Origin of the sequence: Pseudomonas sp. LTR0 (assembly GCF_036630035.1) — a bacterium.
In the GTDB taxonomy this organism is placed as follows: domain Bacteria; phylum Pseudomonadota; class Gammaproteobacteria; order Pseudomonadales; family Pseudomonadaceae; genus Aquipseudomonas; species Aquipseudomonas putida_Y.
This window is the reverse complement of the sequence record NZ_CP123734.1, coordinates 4,553,990-4,569,697: the sequence shown is the minus strand read 5'-3', so window position 1 is coordinate 4,569,697 and position 15,708 is coordinate 4,553,990. Positions and strand designations below refer to the sequence as shown.

Genomic DNA, 15,708 nt, shown 5'->3' with positions numbered 1-15,708 from the left:
AGGTGCTGGACGCCAACGGCAAGGCAGTGGAGAAGGGCAAATAGCCCTCATTTGGCAACCAAATGGCGCGGTTCGTGGCGGGCGTCACGGGTCAGCGCGGCCAGCACTTGCAGGGGGTTCTGGCTGAGTTCGATCGCAAGGCCCAGGCGGATGCTGTCGATCACCCGCTGCAGGCGCACCGGGTCGTTGCGTTGGGCCTGGGTGATGAGGCGCTTGGCGACCACGCCGGCGTCGTCGGACAGGGTCAGCATGATGCTGCCGTCAAGGTTGGTAATGCTCAGGTTCACCCGGTATTCGGGGGCGAATGCAGCACTGATTCGTTCGAATGGGCTATTCATGGTCTTGCTTCTGCGTTGAGTGAATGCAGAGGTTGACCGGGACGTTCGCACGTTGGTTCAGCGCCATTGATCGGCACAAACGAAAACGCCCGGCTCCAGGCCGGGCGTTTTGCTATGCCGATCAGGCGTCTGGGTCACTCAGTTCCAAGGCGCCGCGCTTGCTGCGCAGCTTGCCGTAGAAGTGCTCCAGCGCGTGATTGAGCTTGGTGGCGGCACCGTCGACTGCCTGGTCCAGAGAACTGGCGGTGTGGGTCACGGAAATCGGTTGGTGGCCTTTCGGGCGAGCCTCCATCTGGCAGCGTTTGTCATGCGGTCCGGGCTTGACGCCGTTCTCGTCGCGCAGGTGAACCTCGATGCGGGTGAGGTCTTCTTCGTAACGTTCCAGCGAGTTCTGCAGTGTGCTGCGGACCCACTGGTCGAGCCGGGCGTTACCGTCGAAATCGTTGCTGCTGTTGACCTGGATTTGCATGATTCAATCCTTATTCAGCTTGCTCGCATGGAGACGCGCCTAGGCCCTTGAGACCCTTGGAATTTCTGCGCCTCTTGACTCTAAGGTCAGGCAAGCGCGAGACGAATTCAAGCCCTTTTGGAAAATAAATTTCTTGTTGCAGATTGGCGGACTGCGACGCGCCGCTATCGCGGTCAAGCAGGTAGATAGTCCTGAGCTTTGATTATGAGAATTGAAATCATTATTATTGTAATCTCGAAAACGCCCGGACCCCGTCATGACGCGCAAAATCGCCGGCCTCCCGCTCAGCTATCGCCTGGCCGTGACATCCCGTAGCTTCGCCGCGCTGCTGGGCGGTTATCTGCTGGCGTCCCTCGCGAGCGTCTGTATTGCCTTGCTGGCCCCACTGCCAAAGGTCGATGCCACGCTCATCGGCCTGCTGCTGTCGTTCGTCTTCTACCTGCTGGCGTTCATCTGGTGTTTTGCCTGCCGCAGCGCCTTTCGCGCCTGGTTGGGCGTATTGGCGCCAAGCCTGCTGCTGAGCGTGATCAGCGGCGTTGCCTACTGGATGAAAAACGCATGAAAGAAGGCTTCCGCCAGGCCATGGCCTGGCTGCACACCTGGACTGGCCTGATCTTCGGCTGGCTGTTGTTCGCCATCTTCCTTACCGGCACGCTGTCGTACTTCAAGGAAGAAATCACTCATTGGTCACAGCCTGAAGTACGCAGCCATGCTTTGGACCCGATCAATAGCCTGGCAGTCGCTCAACGTTACCTGCAGGACAATGCAGGGCATTCGAGTACCTGGTTCATTCGCATGCCGAACGAACGGGAGGCCGCCTTGAGTGTGGGCTACCGCGACCCCAGTGGCGGCCCGCGTGGCTTCGTCAGAAAAACCCTCGATACCCAGACCGGCCAGCCGGTGGAAGCACGTGACAGCCGCGGTGGTGAGTTCTTCTACCGCTTCCACTTCCAGCTTCAGATGCCTTACCCGGTTGGCCGTTGGCTATCGACGTTCTGCGCGTTCATCATGCTGCTGGGGTTGGTCACCGGCATCATTACCCACAAGAAGATCTTCAAGGAGTTCTTCACCTTCCGCCCTGGCAAGGGGCAGCGCTCCTGGCTGGACGGGCACAACGCCATCGGCGTGCTGGTGCTGCCGTTCCACCTGATGATCAGCTACAGCAGCCTGGTGCTGTTCATGTACATGGTGATGCCGGCGGGCATCATGGCCAGCTACGGCAATGACACCGGCAAATACTTCAATGACCTGTTTGGCCGCAATGATGCGCCCAAGGCGGCCCAGGTGGCCACGCCGCTGGTAGCGCTGCCGAGCCTTTACGGCAAGGTGCAGGAGCTGCAGCCGGGGGCGCGTATCGGCAACATCCAGGTGCAGAACCCGGGCGACAGCAATGCCCGCGTCACCTTCACGCAATCGGCAGCCGACCACGTGGCTTATCGGCGTAGCGCCAACTGGACATTCGATGGGGCCAGTGGTGCGCTGTTGAGCCAGGGCAAGCCAGAGAGCGGGCTAATGATGACCGCCTTCAGTTTCGCCGGCCTGCACATGGGTAACTTCGCCGGGCCTTGGCTGCGCTGGCTGTATTTCTTCTTTGGCGTGGCCGGTACTGCGGTGATTGGTACCGGGTTGGTCATGTGGTTGGGCAAGCGCCAGCTTAAGCACGCCAAGAGCGGAGCTGTGCCAGGTGAGCTGCGCCTGGTCGAAGTGCTCAATATGGCCAGCATGAGCGGCTTGTTGCTGGCGGTGGCGAGCTTCTTCTGGGCCAACCGCCTGGTGCCCATGGCTGTCGAAGGTCGGGCCGACTGGGAGGTGAATGCTTTCTTCATCGCCTGGGGCCTGTCGCTGGTGCACGCCGTGCTGCGTAGCGGGCGCAAGGCCTGGGGCGAGCAACTGGCGCTGGGTGCGCTGGCCTTCGCCCTGCTGCCGTTGCTCAATGGCCTGACGACGGACCGGGGCTTGAACCATTCGGTACTGGAGGGCGACTGGGCCATGGCCGGCTTCGACCTGACAGCCCTGGGGACCGGCCTGTTTCTGGCTTGGCTGGCCCGCAAGATGCTGGCCAGCCCCACGCCTGTAGCCAAGCGCGCGGCGCGTACGACAAAAAAGCCGAGCATTGAAACGGTGGGGGTGAGCTGATGCTGGGTAACGCACTGATCGCCTTTGCAGGCTTCGTTGCGCTGTGCCTGGCGATGGAAAAGCACTTCAGCGACTTGCTCGGGCGCAAGCCGCACCCCCGCCACTTGCACCTGTTGCGTGTTGCAGGTTGGCTGCTGTTGATGCTGTCGCTGGTGTTCAGCGTGCACCAGCGTGGCTGGGCCCTCGGCTTGGTGGAGTGGACCGCGGTGATGATGGCCGGGGTAACTCTGTGGGTGTTCGGCCTGCCGTACCAGCCTCGTCTGCTGCTGGGCCTGGCCGCCGTCAGCGTGGTGCTGGGCCCGATGCTCGCCGTGCTTGCCGTGTGACCCCCGTGAGCGAGCCAAGGGATATCATCGAGCCTGACGCTGACAGCGCAGGCGGGCGTGCACGTTTCGTCCAGGTGTTCCAGGCCCAGCGTGCGCGTATGGAGGCGTTGGTAAGTCGTCGGGTCGGCTGCCGCGCCACCGCTTCGGACTTGGTCCAGGAGTTGTTCCTGCGTTTCTGGCGTCGCCCCGAGGTCAAGGTCGAGTCGCTGGACACTTACCTGCTGCGTTGCGCTGGCAACCTGGCCATAGACCACCTGCGCAGCGAGAGTAGCCGCGAACGCGTGGCCGAAGCGGCTGTGCCGGTGAGCGAGGCGAGCCTGGCCCAGGCCCCTGAGCAGGCCGTGGAGGTCGACCACGACTTGCAGCGTATCGAGGCCACCTTGCGTGCCTTGCCCGAGCGCACCCGGCAGATCTTCCTGCTCAACCGCATTCACGGCTGCAAGTACAGCGAGATCGCCAAAGCCATGCAGCTGTCACAGAGCGCCGTGGAAAAGCATATGATGCGCGCCCTTGAAGCGTGCAAGGCGAGTGTTGCCGAGCCCGCGTCCACCCCACGCCGGCCAGGGAGCGCCCGTCGATGAGCCGTTTACCGCCGATCACCGAAGCGCAGTTTCAGGCTGCCCTGCAATGGTTCAACCGGATCAACGAGCAACCTGGGCAAGCCGAAGGGGCGGCATTCAAGCGCTGGTTGCTGGCCGACCCCGCACACCGCGCAGCCTACGAACAGGCCCAGGTGCTTTGGCAGAAAAGCGCCGCCCCGGCGGCGCGGCTGGCGGACGAAGAACAGGACGCCCTGCAGCGCTACCTCGATGCCATGGCCAGACCACCGGCTGGTGGCGGCTGGCGGCGGGTGGCAGGGCTGGCGTTGGCGGCCTGCCTGGTGCTGGCCGTGGGCGTCGCTGGTGGTTGGCACCCGGGGTACTGGTTGCAGGACCTACGGGCGGACTACAGCAGTGCCGGGCAGATTCGCCAGGTGACCCTGGCCGACCAGTCGCAGGTGACGCTTGATGCAGGTAGCGCCATTGCGGTGGATTTTGCCCAGGGTGAGCGCCGTGTGCGGTTGCTGCATGGTGCGGCGTTCTTCGAGGTTACCCATACCGGTGAGCCGTTCCTGGTGGAAGCTGCCGGCGGTGAAGTGCGGGTGCTCGGCACCCAGTTCGAGGTGCGTGCGCAGGGCGAGGGTGCCCAGGTGACGGTGCGCAGTGGGCGTGTGGGCGTCAGCCCCGCGCAGGGCACTTTGGTGCGAGAACTGACAGCCAACCAGCAGGTGACCTACCGCGCAGGCAGGGTAGGCGACACCTTGGCGGTGGACAGTGACAACCGCCTGGCCTGGCGCCAGGGGTGGCTGAACTATTACCAGGTACCGCTGGCGCAGGTGATCGAAGACCTTGGGCGTTATTACCCAGGGCGCATCCTGTTGCTCGATGGTGACCTGGGGCAGCGCAAGGTCAGCGGCAGCTTCCCGGTGGCCGAGCCGCTGCTGGCGCTGGATTCGCTGGGCAAGGTGATGGGTTTCTCACGGCAGACCGTGTTGGGGCGTTTGACCCTGGTTCGGTAGTTGCCTGTGCCAGCCTCTTCACGGGTAAACCCGCCCCTACAGCGTTGCGCGCCCCCTGTAGGAGCGGGTTTACCCGCGAAGAGGCCGGCACAGCAAAAATATTTCCAGGCACAGGTGAGGTAACAGCACGTGGTATCCGTGTAATGAGTGAAAGTGCGATTGATTCGCAATAATCACCCCTCACAGGTCAGCGTCCATGAAGTTCTCCCCGCGTTGCGTCCCTCTCTGGTTCGGCCTTGCTGCGCTCCCGGCCTTCGCTGTCGCCCCCTTGGCAAGCGCGGCCGAGCAGCTGCAGGCCTATACCTTCGCCCAGCCGGCCCAACCCTTGGCCCAGGCTCTGAACGCCTTCAGCCGTACCGCTGGCCAGAGCGTGGTCTACACCCTCGAGCTGCCGGGCGTGCAAGCGCCGGCGCTGAATGGTCGGTTCAGCGCCGAGCAGGCGCTGCAACAACTGCTGGGCAATGCTGGGCTGGCCTGGCGCCGCGTCGACGCACGTACCTTGACGCTCGAACCTGCAGACACCTCCGGAGCCCTCAACCTGCAGGCCACCACCGTGACCTCGCAACTGGACGACTACAGCTATCAGCCACCGGCCAGCGCTTCGATCATGCGCGGGCAGGGACCGAGCCAGGACATCCCTCAGGCAATCAACGTGGTACCGGCCCAGGTCATCCGCGACCAGGCCCCGCGCAACCTCGATGACGCCCTGGCCAACGTCAGCGGCATTACCCAGGGCAACAACTTCGGCGGCACATCCGACACGGTGATGAAACGTGGCTTCGGCGACAACCGCGACGGCTCGATCATGCGCGATGGCATGCCCGTGGTGCAGGGTCGCAACCTCAATGCCAGCACCGAGCGGGTCGAAGTGCTCAAGGGGCCTGCCTCGCTGCTGTACGGTATCCAGGACCCGGGTGGGGTCATCAACGTGGTCAGCAAGCGTCCGCAGTTGCAGCAGTACAACGCCCTGACCGTGCGCGGCTCGACCTATGGCAGCGGCAAGAACGGCAGTGGTGGCGGGCTCGACAGCACGGGCGCACTGGGCGACAGCAACTTCGCCTACCGCCTGATCGTCGACCACGAAGACGAAGACTACTGGCGCAACTACGGCGTGCACCGCGAATCGCTGGTGGCGCCGTCGCTGGCCTGGCTGGGCGAAGACACCCAGGTGGTGCTGGCCTACGAGCACCGTGAATTTCTCTACCCCTTCGACCGTGGCACCGCGTTCGGCAACAACGGCCACCCGCTGAATATCCCCGCCACACGCCGACTGGACGAGCCGTTCAACGACATGGAAGGGCGCTCCGACCTGTATCGCCTGGAAGTCGACCATCAACTGGCCGATGACTGGAAGCTGCACTTCGGCTACAGCTTCAATCGTGAGACCTACGATGCCAGCCAGGTTCGCGTGACCGGCGTCAACGAAACCCAAGGCACGCTGACACGCAGCATCGACGGCACCCACAATGCCATGAGCCGTGACCAGTTCGTGACCCTGAGCCTCAATGGCAATGTCGAGCTGGCGGGGATGCAGCATGACCTGCTGTTCGGCATCGACCATGAAGACCGCAAGATCTTTCGCGGTGACCTGATCCGCCAGACACCGCAGTCCACGTTCAGTTATCTGGACCCGGTCTACGGACAGGAAGTGGAGGGTTCCAACGTACGCGCCAGCGACAGCGACCAGACCGACAAGCTGCGCACCGATGCGCTGTTCGTGCAGGACGCGCTGCATCTCGATGACCACTGGATCCTTGTAGCAGGAACCCGCTTCCAGCAGTACGACCAGTACGCTGGCCGCGGTCGCCCGTTCCAGGCCAATACCGACAGCAGTGGCCAGGCCTGGGTACCTCACGCCGGTATCGTTTACAAAGTCGACGACCAGCTCTCGTTCTATGGCAGCTACAGCGAGTCGTTCAAGCCCAACTCGACCATCGCGCCGCTGACCGGCAATGTTGTGCTCGACGCCTCGGTGGCACCTGAGGAGGGCAAGGCGTGGGAGCTGGGCGCCAAGCTCGACATGCCGGGCCGTATCACGGGCACCCTGGCGTTGTTCGATATCACCAAACGCAATGTGCTGGTTTCGAACATCGACGCCATCACCCGCGAGACGGTCTACAGCAATGCGGGTGAGGTCAGTTCACGCGGTGTGGAGCTCGACGTGACCGGCCAGCTCAGCGAGCGCTGGAGCCTGATCGGCAGCTATGCACTGACCGATGCCAAGGTAACCAAGGACCCTGATCTTCAAGGCAACCGCCTGCAGAACGTGGCCCGGCACAGTGGCTCGCTGTCGGCGGTGTATGACTTTGGCAGCCTGTTCGGGGGGGACCGGCTGCGCTTCGGTGCCGGGGCACGTTATGTAGGCGAGCGTTCGGGTAACTCGACCAACACCTTCGACCTGCCAAGCTATACCGTTGCCGATGCGTTTGCCACCTACGAGACCCAACTCGACGAACACAACGTGCGCCTGCAACTGAACGTGAAGAATCTGTTCGACAAGGTGTATTACAGCTCGGCGGTGAACCAGTACTTTGTGGCGGTCGGCGATGCGCGGCAGGTAAGTTTGTCGAGCACCTTCGAGTTCTAGGTCATCGGGGGCCGCAGAGCGGACCCGGTTTCAGATGACAAAGGCGCTGCGGTATTCGCCAGGTGTTGCACCCAGGGCCTGCCGAAACCGGTTGCTGAAATGGCTGGCACTGGCAAACCCGCACAACAAGGCAATCTCCCCCAGGGGTAACACGCCCAGCCGCAACAGCTGGCATGCCCGGTGCAGCCGCCGTGCCAGCAGATACTGGTGCGGCGGGAGCCCAAAGCTGGCGCGGAACATGCGCGCGAAGTGGTATTCGGACAAGTTGCAGCGCAGCGCCAGCTCGCCCAGGGTGATGGGCTGGTCCAGGTGTGCCTCGATGTAGTCTGCCAGTTGCCGGCGCAGGTTTGGCGCCAGCCCGCCTTTCAGGCGCAGGCCGTGGCGCAACCCGACCTGGCTGAGCAGCGCATGGTCAACGATCTCGTGCGCCAGGCTGCTGGCCTGCAGGCGCTCGCCGGGTTCGCCCCAATCCAGCTGGATCAATTGACGAAAGCGTGCAGCCTGCTGCGGGTCGTCCAGAAAGGTTGCTTCCTGCAGTTGCAGTTCGCGCGGTTCCCGGTCGAGCAGGCGCACACAGCCCAAGGCGAACTGCGCCTCGCTGACATACAGGTGCGCCAGGCGGATCGCGCCATTGACGACCCAGTTCGATTCCTGCCCGGCCGGCATCACGCACAGCTTGTCGGGTGCACCTTTGTCGGCCGGGCGCTGGCGGCGGAAAGTGCCGGTGCCGTCGGCGATGTAGCACGACAGGGTGTGATGGCTGGGTGCCTGGTAGTCGCGGGCATCGTCACGGTTGCTCCACAACGCCGCCGCCAGGCCGTCGCCCAGGTGCGCGCTCAGCTCCAGCCTGGCGTGGGGCGAGGCATGCATGGCGTTGAACACTTGCAACTGGTTGAGTGGCGTCATTGGCGGGTCCTCTTGCCAGCCATCCTACTGTGCACTGGAGCGAGTGACATCTACCGGTGCAAGAAAAGCGCAAGTTTATGCAAGCAGCCAGAGGCCGATCGAAAGAACACTGGTGATCCCTGTAGGAGCGGGTTTACCCGCGAAGCGCCGGGCACCGATCTCCAAAGGCCCAAGGAACTGCCGCCATGAACCTGTCACTCTATCTGCTCACCGTCCTGATCTGGGGCACCACCTGGATCGCCCTGAAACTCCAGCTAGGCGTGGTCGCGATCCCGGTGTCGATCGTCTACCGCTTCGCCCTGGCTGGCCTGATCCTGTTTGCTTTCCTGTTGTTGACCCGTCGGCTGCAACCCATGAACCGCCGGGGCCACCAGATCTGCCTGGCCCAGGGCCTGTGCCTGTTCTGCGTCAACTTCATCTGCTTCCTCAGCGCCAGCCAGTGGATCGCCAGCGGCCTGATCGCGGTGGTGTTCTCAACCGCCACACTGTGGAACGCGCTTAACGCCCGAATTTTCTTCGGCCAGAAAATCGCCACCAATGTACTTGCCGGTGGTGCCTTGGGCCTGCTTGGCCTGGGCCTGCTGTTCTGGCCGGAGCTCTCGCATCACGCAGCCAGCCGCGAAACCCTGTACGGCCTTGGCTTGGCCCTGTTGGGCACGCTGTGCTTCTCGGCCGGCAACATGCTGTCGAGCATGCAGCAGAAGGCCGGGCTCAAGCCGATGACTACCAATGCCTGGGGCATGGTCTATGGGGCGGTGATGCTGGCGGTGTTCTGTGTGGTCAGCGGCGTGCCGTTCAGCATGGAGTGGAATGCGCGCTACATCGGTTCGCTGCTGTACCTGGTGGTGCCGGGGTCGGTGATTGCCTTCACTGCCTACCTGACCCTAGTCGGGCGTATGGGGCCGGAGCGGGCAGCTTACTGCACGGTACTGTTCCCCTTGGTGGCGTTGAATGTGTCGGCGGTGGCAGAGGGTTACCAGTGGACGGCGCCGGCCTTGCTCGGCTTGGTGGCGGTGATGGCGGGGAATGTGCTGGTGTTTCGCAAGCCCCGGGCCAGGGGGGCTGAGGGTGTAGTGGTCGCCAAATAGGTGATGGGTTGCCTGGGCCGGCCCTTTCGCGGGTAAACCCGCTCCTACAGGGCAGTGCACACCGTTTGTAGGAGCGGGTTTACCCGCGAAGAGGCCAGCACAGGCACTCCAAAACGGTCAGCTCTTCCACACCTGCGGGTTCACCAGGTCCCGCGGCCGCTCGCCCAGCAGCGCCGCACGCAGGTTGTCGATCGCCCGGTTGGCCATGGCCTCACGGGTCTCGGCAGTGGCCGAGCCAATGTGCGGCAAGGTCAGCGCGTTGGGCAGCTTGAACAGCGGCGAATCGCTCAGTGGTTCTTTCTCGTACACGTCCAGGCCTGCGCCGCGAATGGTGCCGTCCTGTAGCGCCTCGATCAGCGCTGCTTCATCCACCACCGGCCCACGGGCAATGTTGATCAGGAACGCACTCGGCTTCATCAGCTTCAGCTCTCGGCTGCTGATCAGTTTGCGGGTGGCTTCGGACAATGGCACCACGATGACCACGAAGTCGGCTTCGGCCAGCAACTGATCCAGGCTGCGGAACTGCGCGCCCAGCTCCTGCTCCAGCGCGGTCTTGCGGCTGTTGCCGCTGTACAGGATCGGCATGTTGAAGCCGAAGCGGCCACGGCGTGCCACTGCTGCACCAATGTTGCCCATGCCGACAATACCCAGGGTCTTGCCATGCACATCACTGCCGAAGTGGGCCGGGCCTACGGTGGCCTGCCAGTTGCCGGCCTTGGTCCAGGCATCCAGCTCGGCGGTGCGGCGGGCGCAGCCCATGATCAGCGAGAAGCCCAGGTCGGCGGTGCTTTCGGTCAGCACGTCAGGCGTGTTGGTCAGTGCGATGCCGCGCTCGTTGAAGTAGTCGAGGTCGTAGTTGTCATAGCCGACCGACACGCTGGACACCACCTCCAGCCTGGCCGCACCCTCAAGCTGGACGCGGCCGAGCTTGCGGCCAACGCCAATCAGGCCATGGGCTTCGGGCAGGGCTTCGTTGAACTGGGCGCTGATGTCGCCGAGCTTGGGGTTGGGCAGGATCACGTTGAAGTCTTGCTGCAGGCGTTCGGCCATGGCCGGGGTGATTCGGCTGAAGGCCAGGACGGTCTTTTTCATCGGGCAACTTCTCTGCAAGGCGGGGTTGGGCTGTGCTGGCCCCTTCGCGGGCAAGCCCGCACCTGCAGGGGGCGCGGTGCCTTGCAGGAGCGGGCTTGCCCGCGAAAGGGGCGGAACAGGCGAAATCAATGGTTAGCAACCTACCATTGTCCGCCCCCGCAATGCAGCAGCTTTTTAGTTGGCGATCAGCACCTGATGGGTTTTCAGGTCTGCCTCATGCGCGGCAAGAATCTCTGGCAGCGAGTTGCGCAGGTACTCTACCCAGGTCTTGATCTTGGCATCCAGATACTGCCGCGATGGATAGATGGCATACAGGTTCAGCTCCTGCAGGCGATATTCGGGCAGCACCCTTACCAGGCTACCGTCCCGCAGGCCCTCGATAGCCGAATAGATCGGCAGCACGCCTACGCCCATGCCACTGCGGATCGCAGTCTTCATGGCATCGGCGGTGTTCACCATGAACGGCGAACTGGTGATGTTGACCATCTCTTGGCCTTCCGGGCCATCGAACAGCCATTTCTCCAGCGGTATGACCGGGCTGACCATGCGCAGGCAGGCGTGCTTGAGTAGGTCGGCAGGCTTGTGCGCCACGCCATGCTGGGCGATGTAGGCGGGCGAGGCACAGACAATGCTGTAGGTGATGCCCAGGCGCTGCGAAACGAACCCTGAGTCGGGCAGTTCGGTGGCCAGCACGATGGAGACGTCGTAACCCTCGTCGAGCAGGTCGGGCACGCGGTTGGCCATGGTCAGGTCGAAGGTCACGTCCGGGTGCGTTTCGCGGTAGCGGGCGATGGCATCGACCACAAAGTGCTGGCCGACCCCGGTCATCGAATGCACCTTCAACTGCCCGGCCGGGCGCGCATGGGCGTCGCTGGCTTCGGCCTCGGCTTCTTCGACGTAGGTAAGAATCTGTTCGCAACGCATCAGGTAGCGCTTGCCGGCTTCGGTCAGCGCAATGCGGCGGGTGGTACGGTTGAGCAGCCTTGTTTGCAGATGGGCTTCCAGGTTGGAGACCGCCCGCGACACGTTCGCGGTGGTCGTATCCAGTTGCGCCGCAGCGGCAGTGAAGCTGCCTAATTGGGCTACGCAACTGAAAGCACGCATGTTTTGCAGGGTGTCCATGGGTCACTCTCGAGGTAGAGGACAAAATTGTGTCACGAAGTAACCTAGAAAAGAGAAAAAGTTGCCTTCGACCAAAGGCGGATTATCGCCGTTTTGGTAACAAAGATTCGCAGGAATCTGCGCTTATCGCCAGTGCTGCCGCCCCCTAGAATTGCTCGGCCTCTTCACTTCTTCCTCGGGAAATCGCAGCTGTGCCGCGTCGCATCATCAGAACGCTCAAGGCGTTCAGTGCCTGTGCCCTTGCCCTCACCTTGAGTGGCTGTATCGGAACCTGGGGCATCGCCCCGCAAAGCAAGACGCTGCAAGCCAATACCTTGACCACCGACGCGGCCATTCGCGAAGCCGCGACCGACGCTCACTGGCCCGACCAGCAGTGGTGGCGCGCTTATGGTGACCCACAGCTGGACCGCTGGATTACCCTGGCCGTTGCCGGTAGCCCAAGCCTGGCCATGGCCGCAGCGCGGGTGCGCGAAGCCAAGGCCATGGCTGGCGTGGTCGAGTCGGCTGAAAAGCTCCAGGCCAACGGCCAAGCTACGCTCAAGCGCCACAACTGGCCGGAAGATCAGTTCTATGGCCCTGGCGCGCTGTCCGGTGCCAACACCTGGGACAACAACGCTGCCATCGGCTTTAGCTACGCCCTCGACTTGTGGGGCCGTGAACGCAATGCCAGCGAACAGGCCGTGGACCAGGCGCACATGAGCGTGGCCGAAGCCCGTCAGGCGCAGCTGGAACTGCAGAACAATGTGGTGCGTGCCTACATCCAGCTGAGCCTGCATTTTGCCCAGCGCGATATCGTCAAGGCTGAACTGGAACAGCAGGAGCAGATCCTGGCCCTGGCCAAGCGTCGCCTGGATGCCGGTATCGGCACGCATTTCGAAGTCAGCCAGGCCGAAGCGCCGCTGCCGGAAACCCACCGTCAGCTCGACAGCCTCGACGAAGAAATTGCCCTGACCCGCAACCAGCTGGCCGCACTGGCCGGCAAGGGCCCGGGGGAAGGCGCGCAGTTGCAGCGCCCGGCCCTGGCCTTGGCCGCGCCGCTGAAACTGCCTTCGAACCTGCCCGCCGAACTGGTTGGCCAGCGGCCTGATGTGGTTGCCAGCCGCTGGCAGGTGGCTGCCCAGGCGCGTGGCATCGACGTCGCTCACGCCGGCTTCTTCCCCAACGTCGACCTGGTCGGCAGCCTGGGCTTCATGGCCACCGGCGGTGGCCCGCTGGAATTCCTGACCGGGCGCAAGTTCAACTACAACGTCGGCCCGGCCATCAGCTTGCCGATCTTTGACGGTGGGCGCCTGCGCTCGCAGTTGGGGGTGGCCTCGGCCGGTTACGACGTAGCCGTGGCGCGCTACAACCAGACGGTGGTCGGCGCACTGAAGAACATCTCCGACCAGTTGATCCGTCGCGAGTCGATGAAAGAGCAGTCGCACTTCGCGGCAGAATCGGTCGCCGCCGCGCAGAAAACCTATGACATTGCCATGGTCGCGTTCCAGCGTGGCCTCACCGACTATCTGAACGTGCTCAACGCCCAGACCTTGCTGTTCCGCCAGCAGCAGGTGCAGCAGCAGGTGCAGGCCGCCCGCCTGATTGCCCATGCCGAGCTGGTCACCGCCCTGGGTGGTGGCCTGCAGGCCGGTCAGGATGCGCCGAAAGAGGAACGCCAGGCAGCGCCGAAGACCCCGGCCACCCTGGCCATTTTCGACAAGAAGCCGGATAACGCTGAATGAGCACTTCCAGTTTGCCCGTGCGCTGGCTGCAAAGCCTGGAATGGCGCCGGGGCTTCTTTGCCTGGGCGCGCACCGACGGCGTGACCTGGGTGTACATCTTCAAGGTGCTGGCCGCCGCGTTCATTACCTTGTGGTTGGCCATGCGCCTGGAGCTGCCGCAACCGCGCACGGCCATGATCACCGTGTTCATCGTCATGCAGCCGCAAAGCGGGCATGTGTTCGCCAAGAGCTTCTACCGGGTGCTGGGCACCCTGGCCGGCTCGGCGATGATGGTGGCGCTGATCGCCATCTTCCCGCAGAACACCGAGCTGTTTCTGCCCAGCCTGGCCCTGTGGGTGGGCCTGTGCTCAGCCGGTGCCATGCGCTACCGCACCTTCCGCGCCTATGGTTTCGTGCTGGCTGGCTACACCGCAGCGATGATCGGCCTGCCGGTGCTGCAACACCCCGACCAGGCGTTCATGGCAGCGGTATGGCGGGCGCTGGAAATCGCCCTGGGTATTCTGGTGTCGACCTTCGTCAGTGCCGCGATCCTGCCGCAGTCGGCCAGTGCCGCAATGCGTAACGCCCTGTACCAGCGCTTTGGCGTGTTTGCCGGGGTGGTGGTGGAGGCCCTGCGTGGTGATAGCCAAAAGGACCGCTTCGAGAGCAGCAACGTGCGCTTCGTGGCAGAAGCAGTAGGCCTTGAGAGCCTGCGCAACGTCACCGCTTTCGAAGACCCGCACATGCGCCGTCGCAGTGGTCGGCTGGTGCGCATGAACAGCGAGTTCATGGCCATCACCACGCGCTTCAATGCCTTGCACCGCTTGCTGGAGCGCCTGCGTGCCCGTGGCCCGCTGCAGATCGTCAGTGCCATCGAACCGGGCCTGAACACCTTGGTGGAGTTGCTGCAGCCCTATGTGGGCCGGGCGTTGACTGACGCCGATGCGCTGCGCCTGACCCTGGAGCTGGCCGCCTACAAGGAAGGCCTGCAGGCCCAGGTGCGGGGGCTGCGGGCTGAGTACCTGGCAACGGACCCCAGCGAGTCCGACCTGCTTGATTTCCATACCGCGTTCGAACTGCTGTACCGCTTCGTAGACGAGATGTTGAGCTACGCCGAAACCCATGCCTCGCTGGCCGCGCACAAGCACGAACGCGAGCAGTGGGATGAGCCCTACGTGGCGCAGACCAGCTGGCTAGTATCGCTGGCGGCCGGTGTGCGGGCCTCGGCAGTGCTGTTGCTGCTGGGCAGTTACTGGCTGCTCAGCGATTGGCCCAGCGGTGCCATGATGACCCTGATCGCCACGGTCACCGTATGCCTTTCGGCAGCGTCACCCAACCCTAAGCGCATGTCGTTCCAGATGGCTTGCGGCACGGCCATCGGCGCTTTTGTCGGCTTCTTCGAAACCTTCTTCGTGTTCCCCTGGATCGACGGTTTTCCGCTGCTGTGCATGGTACTGGCGCCCGTGTTCATGCTGGGCGCGTTTCTTTCGTCGCGCCCTGCCTATGCCGGTTATGGCATCGGCCTACTGGTGTTCTTCGCGATTGGCTCGGTTCCGAACAACCTCACCGTTTATGACCCGTACACCTTCATAAACGACTACATCGGCATGGTGATTGGCATGTTCGTCTGTGCCGCCGCCGGGGCGATCATCCTGCCGCCCAACAGCCGCTGGCTGTGGAGCCGCCTTGAGCAGGCGTTGCGCGAGCAGGTGCTGTTCGCCATCAGCGGCCGCCTGCGCGGCCTGGGCTCGGCCTTCGAAAGCCGCACCCGCGACCTGCTGCACCAGGCCTATGGCCTGGCGGCCGGCAAGCCGCAGGTGCAGAGCCAGCTGATGGGCTGGATGTTCACCGTGCTGGAGATCGGCCACGCCGTCATCGAGCTGCGCAAGGAGCAAGCACGCGCCCCGGTGCACCCGGCCTATGCCGAGTCGCAGCCGTGGCGCCAGGCAATCCGTGTCATGGGCCGTGCACTGACCCGGCTGTTCCTGCAGCCCAGCGCCAGCAACCACGAACGCGCACTGGTGGCAGTGGACCACGCCATCTCCCGCGTGCAGGCCACCGACGAGCCATTCGCCCGGCACTTCGACACCTCGGTGCTGCGCCGCGTGCAAAGCTACCTGCACTTCATCCGTACTTCCCTGCTGGACCCACAGTCGCCACTGGCACCGGCGAAAGGACTGCACCATGCCCCGTGAAATCGCCTTCCATGGCGTGTACATGCCCACCATGACCTTGATGTTCCTGTTTGCCCTGGGCCTGGCCTGGGGCCTGGACCGGTTCATTGCCAGCCATGATGGCTACCGCTTCTTCTGGCACCCGGCGCTGCTGCGCCTGAGCCTGTTCGTCTGCTTGTTCGGCGCCATGGCGCTGTCTGTCTACTGGTGAG

At 63.5% G+C, this 15,708-nt stretch carries 15 protein-coding genes; 10 read left to right on the top strand and 5 right to left on the bottom strand.

Features of this window, described 5'->3' with window-relative positions:
* Positions 1 to 47: 47 nt before the first annotated feature.
* Both QCL51_RS20950 and QCL51_RS20945 read right to left on the bottom strand, forming a co-directional pair.
* Positions 48 to 338: a DUF3509 domain-containing protein gene (locus QCL51_RS20950; RefSeq protein ID WP_021784087.1), complete on the bottom strand. Its 291-nt coding sequence runs from the start codon at positions 336 to 338 to the stop codon at positions 48 to 50.
* Positions 339 to 459: 121 nt separating this feature from the next.
* Entirely contained in the window at positions 460 to 807 is a 348-nt protein-coding gene (locus tag QCL51_RS20945; protein ID WP_014592331.1) for an HPF/RaiA family ribosome-associated protein, read from the bottom strand.
* Positions 808 to 1,063: 256 nt separating this feature from the next.
* Here QCL51_RS20945 and QCL51_RS20940 point away from each other — a divergent pair, with 256 nt between their 5' ends.
* From QCL51_RS20940 to QCL51_RS20915, 6 genes are all read left to right on the top strand, one after another.
* On the top strand, positions 1,064 to 1,369 hold the full coding sequence (locus tag QCL51_RS20940; RefSeq protein ID WP_021784088.1) for a DUF3649 domain-containing protein: 306 nt from the start codon (positions 1,064 to 1,066) through the stop codon (positions 1,367 to 1,369).
* On the top strand, positions 1,366 to 2,943 hold the full coding sequence (locus QCL51_RS20935; protein WP_021784089.1) for a PepSY-associated TM helix domain-containing protein: 1,578 nt from the start codon (positions 1,366 to 1,368) through the stop codon (positions 2,941 to 2,943). The genes QCL51_RS20940 and QCL51_RS20935 overlap by 4 nt, the downstream gene beginning before the upstream one ends.
* Positions 2,943 to 3,269 (top strand): DUF3325 domain-containing protein, encoded by a 327-nt coding sequence (locus QCL51_RS20930; RefSeq protein WP_021784090.1) that lies wholly within the window; start codon positions 2,943 to 2,945, stop codon positions 3,267 to 3,269. The genes QCL51_RS20935 and QCL51_RS20930 overlap by 1 nt, the downstream gene beginning before the upstream one ends.
* Before the next feature lie 5 nt (positions 3,270 to 3,274).
* Entirely contained in the window at positions 3,275 to 3,850 is a 576-nt protein-coding gene (locus tag QCL51_RS20925; RefSeq protein WP_031322503.1) for a sigma-70 family RNA polymerase sigma factor, read from the top strand.
* Complete coding sequence (locus QCL51_RS20920) at positions 3,847 to 4,827, top strand: FecR domain-containing protein (RefSeq protein ID WP_021784092.1); 981 nt, start codon at positions 3,847 to 3,849, stop codon at positions 4,825 to 4,827. Before QCL51_RS20925 ends, QCL51_RS20920 begins: the two co-directional genes overlap by 4 nt.
* Before the next feature lie 196 nt (positions 4,828 to 5,023).
* Positions 5,024 to 7,414, top strand: a complete 2,391-nt coding sequence (locus QCL51_RS20915) for a TonB-dependent receptor (protein WP_021784093.1) — start codon at positions 5,024 to 5,026, stop codon at positions 7,412 to 7,414.
* 30 nt (positions 7,415 to 7,444) lie between these two features.
* Here the strand turns inward: QCL51_RS20915 and QCL51_RS20910 are convergent, their stop codons facing one another.
* On the bottom strand, positions 7,445 to 8,320 hold the full coding sequence (locus tag QCL51_RS20910) for an AraC family transcriptional regulator (protein ID WP_021784094.1): 876 nt from the start codon (positions 8,318 to 8,320) through the stop codon (positions 7,445 to 7,447).
* A 185-nt stretch (positions 8,321 to 8,505) separates the two neighbouring features.
* On the opposite strand from QCL51_RS20910, the gene QCL51_RS20905 reads away from it, so the two are divergent.
* A complete protein-coding gene (locus tag QCL51_RS20905) occupies positions 8,506 to 9,408 on the top strand; it encodes an EamA family transporter (RefSeq protein ID WP_021784095.1) in 903 nt (300 codons plus the stop codon).
* Positions 9,409 to 9,525: 117 nt separating this feature from the next.
* Here QCL51_RS20905 and QCL51_RS20900 read toward each other — a convergent pair whose 3' ends face one another.
* A complete protein-coding gene (locus QCL51_RS20900; protein WP_021784096.1) occupies positions 9,526 to 10,500 on the bottom strand; it encodes a D-glycerate dehydrogenase in 975 nt (324 codons plus the stop codon).
* Between the two features lie 174 nt (positions 10,501 to 10,674).
* Complete coding sequence (locus QCL51_RS20895) at positions 10,675 to 11,622, bottom strand: LysR family transcriptional regulator (RefSeq protein ID WP_003251712.1); 948 nt, start codon at positions 11,620 to 11,622, stop codon at positions 10,675 to 10,677.
* A 191-nt stretch (positions 11,623 to 11,813) separates the two neighbouring features.
* On the opposite strand from QCL51_RS20895, the gene QCL51_RS20890 reads away from it, so the two are divergent.
* Genes QCL51_RS20890 through QCL51_RS20880 form a run of 3 tightly spaced genes read left to right on the top strand, consistent with a single transcriptional unit; the run spans position 11,814 to position 15,707 of the window.
* The gene (locus QCL51_RS20890; protein ID WP_021784097.1) at positions 11,814 to 13,343 is read left to right on the top strand and encodes an efflux transporter outer membrane subunit; all 1,530 of its coding nucleotides are present in this window, start codon (positions 11,814 to 11,816) and stop codon (positions 13,341 to 13,343) included.
* Positions 13,340 to 15,517 carry an FUSC family protein gene (locus tag QCL51_RS20885; protein ID WP_021784098.1) on the top strand — a complete coding sequence of 726 codons (2,178 nt, stop codon included), beginning with the start codon at positions 13,340 to 13,342 and terminating at the stop codon, positions 15,515 to 15,517. The genes QCL51_RS20890 and QCL51_RS20885 overlap by 4 nt, the downstream gene beginning before the upstream one ends.
* Entirely contained in the window at positions 15,507 to 15,707 is a 201-nt protein-coding gene (locus QCL51_RS20880) for a DUF1656 domain-containing protein (RefSeq protein WP_003251718.1), read from the top strand. The genes QCL51_RS20885 and QCL51_RS20880 overlap by 11 nt, the downstream gene beginning before the upstream one ends.
* Position 15,708: the final 1 nt, after the last annotated feature.